This is a genomic window from Pelomonas cellulosilytica, assembly GCF_021353265.1.
In the GTDB taxonomy this organism is placed as follows: Bacteria; Pseudomonadota; Gammaproteobacteria; order Burkholderiales; family Burkholderiaceae_C; genus Pelomonas; species Pelomonas cellulosilytica.
The window spans coordinates 141,162-155,750 of the sequence record NZ_JAJTWU010000003.1; the positions used below are offsets into that span (position 1 = coordinate 141,162).

A 14,589-nucleotide genomic window follows, 5' to 3' on the forward strand; every position below is an offset into this window, starting at 1 on the left:
TCTGGGCTGACGCAGGCGAATGTCAATATAGATTTACATTGCAGACCGTCAGTCAGCTCGACTGCGATCCTCCGCCGGGAGGCGTCCCTCCTGCCCGAACTCCAGGATGCCGTAACGACGCAGCTTCACATACAGGCTCTGCCGCGACAGCCCCAGCATCTCGGCGGCCGAGGCGCGGTGATCGCGTGTGAGCTCCAAGGCGGCCTCGATGCACAGCCGCTCGATGAGATCGGTCGTCTCGCCGACGATGTCCTTCAGCGGCAAGCGGCCCACCAGGCCAGTGAGTTGTTCGACCGATCGTGGAAGCTGGCGCGGCGTGCGGCCGTCGGCCGGCAGGCGACGCGCGACATCACGAATCGCAAAGCCCAGACAGGCCTGCGGGCCATCGGGCACGGCCACGGCCGAGATCTCGACGGGGCTGGGCTCGCCCAGCCCGCTACGCAACGTCGTCGGGAACAGGCGCAGCACACCGTGCTGGCGCAGGTTACCGACCAGCACGTTCATGTCGACGGACGTGCGCCCGAGCCAGCGGTCCAGCGGCTGGCCCTGCACCGAGTCGCCGGGCGGGAGCTGCACCATCTCGCTGAACGCCTGGTTCGCGCTCAGGATGCGCCCCTGCATGTCGGTCAACACGAACGCGTCGGGCAAGCTGTTGACGACGTCCAGCAGCGACGGCCCTTCGGGCGCGCGGGTGGACGATGCCGACGCGCGCGGCGCCTCGGTGCACGGAGCCGACAGCCTCACCATCAACAGTATCGTGCTGTCCTGCTTGAAGGCCGAGGCCGCCAGACGCAGATCGGCCGGCGCGTTGGCCAGGCGCACGCTCGCATCGTCGCTGCGACCGGCGCTGCGGGCCTGGGCGAGCCGCGCTTGAGCATCGCCCAGACTGTCCGCCGCCAGCAGCTCCATGAAACTGCGACCCACGATGCGCTTGTTGGCCTCGCCCACAAGCCGCGCTGCCGCGGCGTTGTGCTCCAGCACGACCAGCGAGTTGGCGTCCAGCACCATCACGGCCTCCTCGACGGCCTCGAACAGCAGCCGGTAGCGTGCCTCCGTGTGGCGCAGCCGCAGGTAGTCACGCTCCATGGACTGCTGCGCGTCCACCAGACGCTGCTGCACGGCGGCGACGTCGCGCAGGTCTCGCCCGAGGGCCAGCACGCCCGCCTGCGCCCCCAGCGGCACGACGCTGTAACTGACCGGCAGGTCCACGCCACCCGCCAGCGCGTGCGTGACTTGGCGTTCCGGTCGCGGACCCTGGCCATCGAGCGCGGTGCCGTGCACGGCAGTGGCCAGCATGGCGGTAACCTTGCCGCGGTTCTCGATGGTGACAGTCTCGATCCAGCGCCGCCCGATCCACTGGCGCAGTTCGACGAGCTCGGCGGCATGGCTGCCACCCAGGGAGACGTCACGGATGACGCCCTGGGCATCGACGACGAGGGCCAGGTCCGTCGCCGCCGCGACGACGCCCGCGAGAACGTCGGCACTGAGCTCCGGGAAATGGCGCTCTGGCGCTTCGAACAGCTGGCTGGCGACCGAGGTGCCGGGGGTTTGCATCAAGCGTCCTGCGTTTCAAAGGGCTTCGCACGAGGCGCCGCCGAAAGACCTGAGGGCTGATCGGTGCAGTCGGGTGGACTAGAAGGCGCCTGACGTCAGGCTCTCCTGACATTGGGGCTGAGGCTGTCCTGAGCCAGCGACACGGCCACCCGCGCCTCGCTGGCCATCGCATCAGCCCCGCAAAGCCGAGCCAGGTCAGGCACCTGGGCCGCCATGGGCCCACCGACCATCACGTAAAGCCGCGGGTTGGCCGCCGCCTTGCGCATGTCAAGAATAGCAGACGCTATCTGCGGCAGCCCCTCGCTCGCGGAGATTGACAGCCCGAAGACGTCGAACCACTGACGCGCCAAGCGCTCGCCGATGTCATGCCAACTGGACTTGGGTTCGCAATCGACGTCCCAGCCGGCGCGGCTAAAGAACTCTGCAGCCATCGTCACGCCGAAGGTGTGCTGCGCACCAGGCACGGCCGCCAACAGGATGCGGCGGCTGTTGGCATCAAAAGGGACGACACGGTCCGGCCGGATCGACTCCTCGTGGAGGACGCGCTGCAACCGCCACAGGCCGATGGTCACCTGGGAAAAGTTGTAGACGTCCTCCTCCCATAGCTCGCCCAGATGGCGGGCGCACGGGGCAAGCAAGTCCAGGAAGACCTGCTCCTGCGTGGCACCGGCCTCGATGAGACTGCGGACATAACGGATGGCGCGCTCGGCATCGTCATGCACCGCGAGTTCGCTGAGCGCATGCACATGGGCCTCGGTCAGCACCAACGGCGGCCCCGGCTCCCGCAGACTCAGCGGCTGCGAACGGTGCAGCAGCATCAGCCGCGGGATGATCTCCAGCTCGACGATGCGCGACAGCTGCAGCTGCTGAGAACTGACCAGCCGGTGTGGCCGGTCATCGCGGGCCGACGCGGCGGCCAGCATGCTGTCCAGCGTCAAAGGAGCAGCCGCACCCGCATCGGGGCCGCCCGGCGACGGCGCAGGCGCCGTGGGTTGGGGTTGCAATGGCTGCTCGACCAGCCTGTTTGTCGTCCATCCAGCCACCACAGGTCTCCTCGGCGGTGGATTGGCAGCAAGGGTTCCATCTGAGCGACCGGAGAACTTGGCCCCGGAACTCGACGCACGGTGGCGTCAGAAATCGCTACTGCTAACCGTTTCGATAGCTCTGAACCGTGTTCTTGTTCGTGACTGCGTTCTGGTCGATCAGCTTTCGTTGACAGACTGGCCTGACTAGCCTGACTGAATGTCTGCGCTGAACTGGCTGTCGTCAACCTGATTTACCTGAAGCTCATTTGAATGTCCATTTTTCATTACGTCAATCTGGATTGACATTCCGGAATGACGGGCCTAGATTCGCCCACATGCTGCATCCGGCCGCCCCCCACCTCCCGCTGAGGCCGCATGCGCCCGCGCAGCGCCTCCCGCTCTACAGCCCGGCCGAGCGGGCCCGCCGCGACGCCACGCGCTGGACGCTGGTGCAGGGTGTGCTGGCTCCTGTGCAGTTCCTGGTGTTCATGGTCAGCCTGGGGTTGGTGCTGCGCTTTCTGATCACCGGCCACGGCGAACACGCAGCCGTGCTGTCGGTGCTGGTCAAGACGATGACGCTCTACGCCATCATGATCACCGGCTGCGCCTGGGAGAAGGTCGTCTTTGGACGCTGGCTGTTTGCGCCGGCCTTCTTCTGGGAGGACGTGTTCAGCATGCTGGTACTGGCCCTGCACACGGCCTACGTTTGCGCCTGGATCACGGGCTGGCTGGACGCCAGGCAGCAGATGCTGCTGGCTCTGGCGGCCTATGCCAGCTATCTCGTCAATGCCGCGCAGTTCCTGCTGAAGCTGCGCGCGGCGCGCCTGGAGGGAGCCGCCGCATGAGCCCCGTCATCCCCATCCAGGCCGACGCTGGCTGCAACAGTGCCCCCGTGCTGCGCGAACGCGGTCAGCGCGAGGTGTTCTGCGGGCTGACCGGCATCATCTGGCTGCACCGCAAGATGCAGGACGCCTTTTTCCTGGTGGTGGGTTCGCGCACCTGCGCGCACCTGATCCAGTCGGCGGCCGGCGTCATGATCTTTGCCGAGCCTCGCTTCGCGACCGCCATCCTCGACGAGCGCGATCTCGCCGGCCTGGCCGATGCCCAGGAGGAACTGGATCGCGTGGTGCAGCGGCTGCTGGAACGCCGTCCAGACATCCGGCTGCTGTTCCTCGTAGGCTCCTGCCCATCGGAAGTTATCAAGCTGGACCTGTCGCGTGCGGCCGGCCGACTGAACCAGCGATTCAGCCCGCGGGTGCGGGTTCTGAACTACTCCGGCAGCGGCATCGAAACGACGTTCACGCAGGGCGAGGACGCCTGTCTCGCCGCGCTGGTGCCCGAGCTCCCGGCCGCGCCGGCCCGGGCGGTTGCGGAGCTGCTGGTGGTCGGTACTTTGGCCGATGTGGTGGAGGACCAATTCCGCCGGCTGTTTGAGGCGATGGGACTCCGTCGGGTGACCTTCTTCCCGTCGCGCAGTTCGACCGCATTGCCGGCCGTGGGCCCGTCCACGCGCCTGCTGCTGGCCCAACCCTTCCTCGGCGACACCGCCAAGGCTCTGGAAGCGCGTGGTGCCCGGCGCGTGCCGGCCCCCTTCCCTCTCGGCGCCGAAGGCAGCGCGGCCTGGCTGCTGGCGGCCGCGCTCGCGATGGGCGTCGATGCCACAGCAGCCGAGAAGGCTATCGCCCCCGCACGTCAGCGGGCCATGCAGGCGCTGGCCCCGCACCGCGCCACGCTGGCCGGCAAGCAGGTGTTCTTCTTCCCCGATTCGCAGCTGGAGATCCCGCTGGCCCGCTTCCTGGCCCGCGAGCTTGGCATGCGGCTGACCGAGGTCGGCACGCCTTATCTGCACCGCCAGCACCTGGCCGAAGAGCTGGCCCTGCTGCCTGCCGGCACGGCGCTTTCCGAAGGCCAGGACGTCGAGCGACAGCTCGACCGCTGCCGCGCTGCGCAGCCGGACCTGGTCGTCTGCGGCCTGGGTCTGGCCAACCCGCTGGAAGCCGAGGGTCTGACGACCAAGTGGGCCATCGAGCTGGTGTTCACACCCATCCAGGGTTTCGAGCAGGCGGGCGACCTCGCGGGCTTGTTCACCCGTCCCTTGCGGCGCCGTCAGCTGCTGGCGGCCTGAAGCGAGCACGGCATGCAGCTCACCCTCTGGACTTACGAAGGCCCGCCCCACGTCGGCGCGATGCGAGTAGCCACGGCCATGCGTGGCGTGCACTACGTGCTGCACGCGCCCCAGGGAGACACCTACGCCGACCTGTTGTTCACGATGATCGAGCGTCGTGGGGAGCGCCCGCCGGTGACCTACACCACCTTCCAGGCGCGCGACCTGGGCGGCGACACCGCCCAGCTGTTCAAGGACGCAGCCCGCGACGCCTACGCGCGCTTCCAGCCGCAGGCGCTGCTGGTGGGCGCGTCCTGCACGGCCGAGCTGATTCAGGACGACCCCGGGGGGCTGGCTGCCGCCCTGCAGTTGCCGGTGCCGGTCATCCCGCTGGAGCTTCCGGCCTACCAGAAGAAAGAGAACTGGGGCGCTTCCGAAACCTTCTACCAGTTGGTGCGCACGCTGGCTGTCAAGCCCGCCACGCCGCGCGTCAAGGGGCCGCAGCCGCGCTGCAACCTGCTGGGCCCGACGGCGCTGGGCTTCCACCACCGCGACGACTTGCGCGAGATCACACAGCTGCTCGTGCAGCTCGGCATTGCAATCAATGTCATCGCGCCATGGAGCACCACACCGGCCGACCTGGCACGGCTGGCGGACGCCGACTTCAACGTCGTGCTCTACCCAGAGATCGCCCAAACGGCCGCCGCATGGCTCACGCGCAGCTTCGGCCAGCCAGCGACGAAGACCATTCCCATCGGCGTCCAGGGCACCCGCGAGTTCATCGCCGAGGTCGTCGAGCTGGCCGGGCTGGAGGCGAACGCCGCCGGCCCGCAGGACGCCGCGTCGCGTTCGCCCTGGTACGCACGCTCGGTCGATTCCACCTACCTGACCGGCAAGCGCGTATTCGTGTTCGGTGACGCCACGCACGCGATCGCTGCCGCACGCGTCGCGTCGCGGGAGTTCGGCTTCCAGGTCGTGGGCCTGGGCAGCTACAGCCGAGAGTTCGGCCGCGAGCTGCGCGCCGCCGCCGCCGGCTACGGGCTGGAGGCGCTGATCACGGACGACTACCTGGAGGTTGAGGCCGCCATCACCGCCGCCGCGCCCGAGCTGGTGCTGGGCACGCAGATGGAGCGCCACATCGCCAAGCGGCTAGGCCTTCCGTGCGCGGTGATCTCGGCGCCCATGCATGTGCAGGACTTCCCGGCCCGCCATGCCCCGCAGATGGGGTTCGAAGGCGCCAACGTGTTGTTCGACACCTGGGTGCATCCGCTGATGATGGGGCTGGAGGAGCATCTGCTGAGCATGTTCCGCGGCGACTTCGAGTTCCACGAGGATGCCGCGCCGTCCCACCTGGGCCGTGCCGCTGCGCCGGCATCGTCGGCACCCATCGAGCTGCCCGCCACGAGCCCGGCCGCATGGACAGCCGATGCCGAGCAGGAGCTGCGCAAGATCCCCTTCTTCGTGCGGGCCAAGGCCCGCCGCAACACCGAGGCGTTTGCGCTCAGCCGCAGCCTGCCTCTGATCACGCTGGAGACGCTCTATGACGCCAAGGCGCACTTCAGCAAGTAGCGCCGCAGCGCCGGCGATGAACGTGGTCATCGTGACCATGGACAGCCACCTGGCCAGCGCCGCCGAGCGTGCGCACGTCGCGCTGGCGCGCAGTCTACCGGGCATGCGTCTGACCGTGCATGCCGCCGCCGAGTGGGGCGACCAGCCCCAGGCGTTGGCGCGATGCAAGGCCGACATCGCCTCGGCCCACATCGTCATCGCGTCCATGCTGTTCCTGGAGGACCACTTCCTGCCCGTTCTGGCCGACTTGCAGGCCCGCCGCGAGCACTGCGATGCGATGGTCTGCGCGATGTCTGCCGGCGAGGTCACGCGGCTCACGCGCATGGGTCGCTTCGACATGGCCACCCCGGCCAGCGGCGCGCTGGCCTTGCTGAAGCGGCTGCGCGGCAAGCCCGGCGGCAAGGGTCCGGCTCAGGGCAGCGCCGGCGCCCAGCAGATGAAGACGCTGCGCATGCTGCCCAAGATCCTGCGCTTCATCCCCGGCACCGCGCAGGACGTGCGGGCCTACTTCCTGACCCTGCAGTACTGGCTGGCCGGCTCGCAGGACAACATCGCCAACATGGTCAGGCTGCTCGTCGAGCGCTATGCCGATGGCCCGCGGCGGGTGCTGCGCGCCGCGGCGCTGCCGCAGCAACCCATCAGCTATCCCGAGGTGGGCGTCTACCACCCGCAGATGAACCACCCCTCGGCCACCGGCCTGATGGCCACTGCACTGGACGCGCTGCCCAAGGTGGCCACCACCGGCACGCGCGGCACGGTGGGACTGCTTCTGATGCGCTCTTACGTGCTGGCTGGGAACGCGGACCACTACAACGGCGTCATCACCGCGCTGGAGGCGCGCGGCCTGCGCGTGATCCCGGCGTTCGCGACCGGCCTGGACCAGCGACCCGCCATCAGTGCCTACTTTCAGGACGAGACCGGCCGCCCGCGCATCGACGCACTAGTGTCGCTGACCGGCTTCTCCCTCGTCGGCGGCCCGGCCTACAACGATTCCAAGGCCGCTGAGGACGTGCTGGCCGCGCTGGATGTGCCCTACCTCGCGGTGCACCCGGTGGAGTTCCAGACGCTCGACCAGTGGGGCGGCTCCTCGCGTGGCCTGCTGCCGGTGGAATCCACCATCATGGTGGCCATCCCCGAGCTAGACGGCGCCACCGGCGCGATGGTGTTCGGCGGCCGGGCCAACGGCACTCACATCGCCTGCACCGGCTGCAGCCACGCCTGCCGGTTCGATAACGTCGTCGACTCGCACGACATGCACAGCTGCATCGAGCGCGCCGACGCGCTGGCCGCCCGCGTCGGCAAGCTGGTGGACCTGCGCCGCAGCGAGCGCGCCGAGCGCCGCGTCGCGGCCGTGATCTTCAACTTCCCGCCCAACGCGGGGGCGACCGGCACGGCCGCCTTCCTCTCGGTGTTCGAGTCGCTGCACAACACGCTGGCGGCGATGGCCCGCCAGGGCTATACGGTGGAGCTGCCCGCCAGCGTCGACGAGCTGCGTGAACGGATCATTCGGGGCAATGCCGAACGCTTCGGCGCGCTAGCCAACGTGCACCACCGCATCCACGCCAACGAGCACCTGCGGCGCGAGAAGCACCTCAAGGAGATCGAGGCGCATTGGGGCCCCTGCCCCGGCAAGCAGCAGACCGACGGCAGCCACATCCAGATCCTCGGCGAGCGCTTCGGCAATGTCTTCGTTGGCATCCAGCCCGCCTTCGGCTACGAAGGCGATCCGATGCGGCTGCTGTTCGAGCAAGGCTTCGCGCCCACGCATGCGTTCTCGGCCTTCTATCGGTGGCTGCGCGAAGACTTCGGTGCCCACGCGGTGCTGCACTTCGGCACGCATGGCGCGCTGGAGTTCATGCCCGGCAAGCAGTCCGGCATGTCGGCACGCTGCTGGCCCGACCGGCTGATCGGCGACCTGCCCAACCTCTACCTCTACGCGGCCAACAACCCGTCGGAAGGCAGCATCGCCAAGCGCCGCGCCGCCGCCACGCTGGTCAGCTACATGACGCCGCCGGTGGCCGAGGCCGGGCTCTATAAGGGGCTGGTGGAGCTCAAGGAGCTGCTGGAACGCTACCGAGGGCTGGAACCCGAGGCTGCAGCCGAGCGCGGCGAGCTCGCCACCATGATCCAGGCGCAGGCCGCCACCTTGGACCTTGCCGCCATCGAGCCGGCCTGGCTGGATGCAGAAAACGCGATCGGGCGCCTCCGCGAGGCCGTGCTGGAGCTGGAATACACGCTGATCCCCTACGGCCTGCACGTAGTGGGCCAGGCGCCCAGCGCGGCGGAGCGGGTGGATCTGCTGATGTCTTTCGCCGAGGCGTCCGAAGGCGTCAAGCCGGACCGGGCCGTCATCGAGGCGCTGGTCACCAACGGAATGCCGGCCGACAACGACGACCTGGAAGACCTGGCCTTGCTGCAGCGACTGGCCGACATGGACCAGTTGATGGCCGAGGACCGCGAGATCGACGGCATCCTGCGCGCGCTGGACGGCCGCTTCCTGCGCCCCGCGCCGGGCGGCGACCTGCTGCGCACGCCCTCCATCCTGCCCACTGGCCGCAACCTGCATGGCTTCGACCCCTTCCGTCTGCCAAGCGCCTATGCCGTGAAGGACGGCGCCCGCCAGGCCCAGCGCCTGCTGGACAAGCACATGGCGTCCGGTGCATCGCTGCCCGAGTCCATCGCGATGGTGCTGTGGGGCACCGACAACTTGAAGAGCGAAGGCGGCCCCATCGCGCAGGCGCTGGCGCTGATGGGCGCACGTCCGCGCTTCGACAGCTACGGGCGGCTGGCAGGCGCGCAACTGCTGCCGCTGGCCGAACTGGGAAGGCCTCGCATCGACGTGGTCATCACGCTGTCGGGCATCTTCCGCGACCTGCTGCCGCTTCAGATCAAGCTGCTGGCCGAGGCCGCCTTCCTCGCGGCCAGCGCCGACGAGCCGCTGGCGCAGAACTTCATCCGCAAGCATGCGCTGGCCTTCCAGGCCCAGCATGGCGGCGACCTGGAGGCCGCCTCGCTGCGGGTATTCGGCAATGCCGAGGGCGCTTACGGCGCCAATATCAACAGCCTCATCGACAACAGCCGCTGGCATGACGGCGACGAACTGGCCGAGACCTACAGTCGCCGCAAAGGCTTTGCCTACGGCCGCGCGGGCCGGCCGGTGCAGCAAGCCGCGCTACTGCAGAGTGTGCTGGCCGACGTGCAACTGGCCTACCAGAATCTCGACTCGGTGGAGCTGGGGGTCACGACGGTGGACACCTACTTCGACACGCTGGGCGGCGTCAGCCGCGCCATCAAGCGCGCCAAAGTCGCCAAGGATGGCGCCGCGGCCGCGATGGCACCGGTCTACATCGGCGACCAGACCCGCGACGGTCTGGGCGGCGGCACCGTCCGCACGCTCAGCGAGCAGGTCGCGCTCGAGACACGCACCCGCATGCTCAACCCAAAGTGGTTCGAGGCCATGCTGCAGCACGGCTACGAAGGCGTGCGCCAGATCGAGGTGCATGTCACCAACACGCTGGGCTGGTCCGCCACCACAGGTCAGGTGGCGCCCTGGGTCTATGAGCAGCTCAGCGCCACCTTCGTGCTCGACCCGGCCATGCGCGAGCGCCTGGCCCAGCTGAACCCGACGGCCTCGACGCGCGTCGCCCACCGCCTGCTGGAAGCCGTGGACCGCGACTTCTGGCAGCCCGACGCCGCCACGCTGCAGGCCTTGCGCCAGGCCGGCGACGAGTTGGAAGACCGCCTCGAAGGCGTCACTGAAAAGGCTGCCGCATGACGACGACCACTGCCATCCCCCTCGCCGAGATCGGCAACCGACGACCGGACGGCGCCGGCAGCGTCCAGGTGCAGATGGACCCCACGGTCCAGATCGGCACCGCCAAGTGCTTCGCGATCTACGGCAAGGGCGGCATCGGCAAGAGCACGACGTCCAGCAACCTGTCGGCGGCGTTTTCCAAGCTGGGCAAGCGCGTGCTGCAGATCGGCTGCGACCCCAAGCATGACTCCACGTTCACGCTGACCAAGCGCATGCTACCCACCGTCATCGACGTGCTGGAAACCGTGAACTTCCATGCCGAGGAACTGCGCGTCGAGGACTTCGTCTACGAGGGCTACAACGGCGTGATGTGCGTGGAGGCCGGCGGCCCGCCCGCGGGCACGGGCTGCGGCGGCTACGTGGTGGGCCAGACGGTCAAGCTGCTGAAGGAGCACCACCTGCTGGAGGACACCGACGTCGTCATCTTCGACGTTCTGGGCGACGTGGTGTGCGGCGGCTTTGCGGCGCCGCTGCAGCATGCCGACCGCGCCATGATCGTGACGGCCAACGACTTCGACTCCATCTTCGCGATGAACCGCATCGTGCAGGCCATTGGCGCGAAGGCGAAGAACTACAAGGTGCGGCTGGGCGGCGTCATCGCCAACCGCAGCGCCGCCACCGACCAGATCGACAAGTACAACGAGCGCATCGGCCTCAAGCTCGCGGCCCACTTCCCGGACCTCGACGTCATCCGCCGCAGCCGGCTGAAGAAGTCGACGCTGTTCGAGATGGAGGGCTCGCCGGAGCTGGAGAAGGTGCAGGCCGAGTACCTGCGCCTGGCCGCATCGATGTGGCTGGGCGGTGCCCCCCTCGCAGCGGTCCCGATGAAGGATCGCGACCTGTTCGACCTGCTGGGGTTCGACTGATGAAGCCCGCCGACTACGTCCAGCGCCGCGCGCAGATCGAGACCTACTTCGACCGCACCGCAGCCGAGGCCTGGGCGCGCCTCACGTCCGATGCGCCCGTGGGCCGCATCCGCGCCAGCGTGCGCGCAGGCCGGGACCGCATGCGCGGCACGCTGCTGTCTTGGCTGCCTGCCGACCTGCGCGGGCGCCGGCTGCTGGATGCCGGCTGTGGCACCGGCGCGCTGGCCGTGGAGGCGGCGCGCCGTGGTGCCGAGGTGGTGGCCATCGACCTGTCCCCCACGCTGGTGGACCTGGCCCGGCAGCGCCAGCCGGTGTTCGACAGCGGCGGCAGCATCGAGTTCCGCTCGGGTGACATGCTGGACCCGGCCCTGGGCGCCTTCGATCACGTCGTCGGCATGGACTCGCTGATCCACTACGAGCCGGCCGACGCCGTCGCGGTGCTGGCCGGGCTGGCCGAACGCACGCACCGCTCGGTGCTGTTCACCTTCGCGCCGAGCAACCCGGCGCTACAGCTGATGAAAGCCGTCGGCCAGCTGTTCCCGCGCGGCAACCGCTCACCTGCCATCGTGCCCGTCACGGAACAGCGGTTGTACCGGCTCATCGATGCCCACCCACGGCTGCCGGCCTGGGAACTGCGTCGCAGCGAGCGCATTTCCGGCGGCTTCTACACATCGCAGGCCATGGAACTGGTGCGGCCATGAGCGTCGTCTCGCCCCGCCAGCTGAACCAGCGCCTGGCGCTGAAGTGGGCGCGGCTGAGCCTGAAATTCCTGCCGTTCGCCGATGTCGCCACCACAGAGCTGCCGGTGCCGCGACTGCTGCGGCTGGCGCTATTCCAGGTGTCGGTCGGCATGGCCTACGCGCTGCTGGTGGGCACGCTGAACCGCGTCATGATCGTGGAGCTGGGCGTGGCCGCCTGGGCGGTGTCGCTGATGGTGGCGCTCCCGCTGCTGGCGGCGCCGTTCCGCGCGCTGGTGGGCCACCGGTCGGACCATCACCTGTCCGCGCTGGGCTGGCGGCGTGTTCCCTACCTGTGGTTCGGCTCGCTGCTGCAGTTCGGCGGTCTGGCCATCATGCCGTTCGCGCTCATCCTGCTGCAGCCCGGTGCCGAGGCCAGCGCCCAGCCCGGCGGCGTATGGGCCGGGCGGCTGGCGGCGGGCCTTGCTTTCGTCATGGTGGGTGCCGGCATGCAGACCACGCAGACCGCCGGCCTGGCTCTGGCCACCGACCAGGCCCGGCCCGACACGCGGCCCCGCGTCGTCGCGCTGATGTACCTGATGCTGCTGCTGGGCATGGTGGCGGCCAGCGGCATCTTCAGCCTGGTGCTGCAGGACTTCTCGCCGACGCGGCTCGTCGCCGTGGTGCAGGGCGCGGCGCTGTCGACGATGCTGTTGAACACGCTGGCGCTGTGGAAGCAGGAGGCGCGCGGCACCGTCAGACGCGTGGCTGCGGCCGATGCGACGCCGCCGTTCCGCGAGGTCTGGCGGCGCTTCGCGGCCCAGCCGCAGACGCGCCGATTTCTCATCGCTGTCGCACTGGGCACCGCTGCGTTCAACATGCAGGACATCGTGCTGGAGCCCTATGGCGGCGCCATCCTGAAGCTGCCGGTGGCCGCCACCAGCCTGCTGACCGCCGGCATGGCGCTGGGCTCGGTCGTCGCCTTCGCGTTGGCCGCGCGGCTGCTCGCGCGCGGGTTCGACGCGCACCGGCTCGCCGCCCTCGGACTGCTGGTGGGCATCGTGGCGTTCTCGGCCGTCATCTTCGCAGCGCCGCTGGACTCGGGCTGGCTATTCCGCGCCGGCAACATGCTCATCGGCCTGGGCGGCGGGCTTTTCGCCGTCAGCACGCTGGTCGTGGCCATGGGGCTGGAAAACGCTGGCGGCGCAGGCCTTGCGCTGGGCGCCTGGGGCGCCATGCAGGCCACCGCCGGCGGCCTGGCCGTCGCACTGGGCGGCGTGCTGCGAGACGGCTTCGAGGCGCTGGCCGCCCACGGCTGGCTGGGCTCGGCGATGTCCGAGCCGCAGGTGGCCTACAGCGTCGTCTATCACCTGGAGATCGCGCTGCTGTTCGGCACGCTGATCGCCATCGGTCCCCTGGTGCGTCCCCACAGCGCGCCATCCCCTTCGCGCCAGCACTTCGGGCTGGCGGAGTTCCCAGGCTAGGAGGCCTCCATGCAAACCGGTGCCATCACGGGCTATGTCGACGTCGCCCAGCTCGTGCTCTACGCGTTCTGGATCTTCTTCGCGGGCCTCATCTACTACCTGCACCGCGAGAACAAGCGCGAGGGCTACCCGCTGGAGTCCGACCGCTCGCGGGCCATCACCGTGCAGGGCTGGCCGGCCGTTCCCGAGCCCAAGACCTTCAGCCTTGCCAACGGCGACACGGTGCAGGCACCCAACGCCCGACGCGACCAGCAGCCGCCGCTGCACGAAGGGGCCTACCGCGGCGCGCCGCTGCAGCCCGAAGGTGACCCGCTGCTGGCCGGCGTGGGCCCGGGCAGCTGGGCCGACCGCGCCGACGTGGCCGACCTGACCTACGAAGGCGTTCCGAAGATCGTGCCACTGCGCGCCGCGCCCGGCTTCGCTGTGGCCCACCAGGACGTGGACCCGCGCGGCTTGCCGGTGCTGGGCGACGACGGCGCCGAGGGCGGCCGCGTCGTGGACCTTTGGGTGGACCGCTCCGAAATGCTCTTCCGCTACCTGGAGGTGCAGGTGGCCAGCGGCGCCCGCGTGCTGCTGCCAATGAACTTCGCCCGCGTGCGCGAGCGCCACGTGCTCGTGAAGTCGCTGCTCAGCCACCAGTTCGCCCGCGTGCCCGCCACGCGCTCGCCCGAACAGGTAACGCTGCTGGAAGAGGAAAAAATCATGGCCTACTACGGCGCCGGAACGCTCTACGCGACGCCGCAGCGCCAGGAGCCGCTGCTGTGAGAGCCGCGCGTTCTCTCGTCAGCGTGCTGGCGCCGGCCCACGAGCATGAGTTCGAGGCGCGGCGCGGTCTGCCCGAGGCGCTGCCGGAGGGCGAGACGCAGCTGTGGCAGGGCAGCCCGAGTGCCTGGTTGCTGGCACGGCAGGCGTTGCATGTGGACATGGTGGCGGCGTACTTCGGCGCGCTGGTACTGTGGCGCGCCGCTGCGAACTGGCATGACGGCGCGTCGACGGGCGACATGCTGAGGGCTGTGGCCGGCATGCTGCCGCTGATCGCGCTGGCGCTCGGCCTGCTTGCCACCATCGCGGCGCTGATGGCGCACACGACGGTCTACACCGTCACCAACCGCCGCGTCGTCATGCGCGTGGGCATCGTGCTGAGCATCAGCTTCAACCTGCCGTTTGCGCAGATCGCTTCCGCGGGCTGGCGCCAGCGTGGCGCGGGCGGCGACATCGTGCTGACGCTAGCCGGTCCCGACCGCATTGCCTACTTGCACCTGTGGCCGCATGTGCGGCCCTGGCGGCTACGGCACACGGAGCCGATGCTGCGTGCACTGGCCGACGCGCCGGCCGTGGCGGGGGTGCTGGCCACCGCCTTGCGGCAGGCCGAGGCCGAACGGCAGCCGGCGCCGATGAGGGCCGTCATGCTCGCGCCTGCGGCGGCCTCGCCGGCGGCGGGGCCGGTCACCGCCACGCCGCAGGCGTTGCCACAGGCCAGCTGAGCCGACGCTGCC

11 protein-coding genes are annotated in these 14,589 nt (G+C 69.3%); 9 read left to right on the forward strand and 2 right to left on the reverse strand.

What is annotated here, in order from left to right; all coding sequences use genetic code 11:
• Positions 1-48: 48 nt before the first annotated feature.
• On the reverse strand, positions 49-1,554 hold the full coding sequence (gene ppsR / locus LXT13_RS08135; RefSeq protein ID WP_233371339.1) for a transcriptional regulator PpsR: 1,506 nt from the start codon (positions 1,552-1,554) through the stop codon (positions 49-51).
• Positions 1,555-1,649: 95 nt separating this feature from the next.
• Positions 1,650-2,558 (reverse strand): cobalamin B12-binding domain-containing protein, encoded by a 909-nt coding sequence (locus tag LXT13_RS08140; RefSeq protein WP_233371340.1) that lies wholly within the window; start codon positions 2,556-2,558, stop codon positions 1,650-1,652.
• Positions 2,559-2,914: 356 nt separating this feature from the next.
• On the opposite strand from LXT13_RS08140, the gene bchF reads away from it, so the two are divergent.
• The 9 genes from bchF to puhB are packed head-to-tail and all read left to right on the forward strand — an operon-like array spanning position 2,915 to position 14,577.
• A complete protein-coding gene (gene bchF / locus LXT13_RS08145; RefSeq protein WP_233371341.1) occupies positions 2,915-3,424 on the forward strand; it encodes a 2-vinyl bacteriochlorophyllide hydratase in 510 nt (169 codons plus the stop codon).
• Positions 3,421-4,704 carry a ferredoxin:protochlorophyllide reductase (ATP-dependent) subunit N gene (locus LXT13_RS08150; protein ID WP_233371342.1) on the forward strand — a complete coding sequence of 428 codons (1,284 nt, stop codon included), beginning with the start codon at positions 3,421-3,423 and terminating at the stop codon, positions 4,702-4,704. The genes bchF and LXT13_RS08150 overlap by 4 nt, the downstream gene beginning before the upstream one ends.
• Positions 4,705-4,716: 12 nt before the next feature.
• On the forward strand, positions 4,717-6,252 hold the full coding sequence (gene bchB, locus LXT13_RS08155; protein WP_233371343.1) for a ferredoxin:protochlorophyllide reductase (ATP-dependent) subunit B: 1,536 nt from the start codon (positions 4,717-4,719) through the stop codon (positions 6,250-6,252).
• A gap of 16 nt (positions 6,253-6,268) precedes the next feature.
• Positions 6,269-10,027 (forward strand): magnesium chelatase subunit H, encoded by a 3,759-nt coding sequence (locus LXT13_RS08160; protein WP_233371344.1) that lies wholly within the window; start codon positions 6,269-6,271, stop codon positions 10,025-10,027.
• Entirely contained in the window at positions 10,024-10,932 is a 909-nt protein-coding gene (gene bchL / locus LXT13_RS08165) for a ferredoxin:protochlorophyllide reductase (ATP-dependent) iron-sulfur ATP-binding protein (protein ID WP_233371345.1), read from the forward strand. Before LXT13_RS08160 ends, bchL begins: the two co-directional genes overlap by 4 nt.
• Positions 10,932-11,633 carry a magnesium protoporphyrin IX methyltransferase gene (gene bchM, locus LXT13_RS08170; RefSeq protein ID WP_233371346.1) on the forward strand — a complete coding sequence of 234 codons (702 nt, stop codon included), beginning with the start codon at positions 10,932-10,934 and terminating at the stop codon, positions 11,631-11,633. The genes bchL and bchM overlap by 1 nt, the downstream gene beginning before the upstream one ends.
• The gene (locus LXT13_RS08175) at positions 11,630-13,093 is read left to right on the forward strand and encodes a BCD family MFS transporter (RefSeq protein ID WP_233371347.1); all 1,464 of its coding nucleotides are present in this window, start codon (positions 11,630-11,632) and stop codon (positions 13,091-13,093) included. Before bchM ends, LXT13_RS08175 begins: the two co-directional genes overlap by 4 nt.
• A 9-nt stretch (positions 13,094-13,102) precedes the next feature.
• Positions 13,103-13,858, forward strand: a complete 756-nt coding sequence (gene puhA / locus LXT13_RS08180; RefSeq protein WP_233371348.1) for a photosynthetic reaction center subunit H — start codon at positions 13,103-13,105, stop codon at positions 13,856-13,858.
• Positions 13,855-14,577: a photosynthetic complex putative assembly protein PuhB gene (gene puhB / locus LXT13_RS08185; RefSeq protein ID WP_233371349.1), complete on the forward strand. Its 723-nt coding sequence runs from the start codon at positions 13,855-13,857 to the stop codon at positions 14,575-14,577. The genes puhA and puhB overlap by 4 nt, the downstream gene beginning before the upstream one ends.
• Positions 14,578-14,589: the final 12 nt, after the last annotated feature.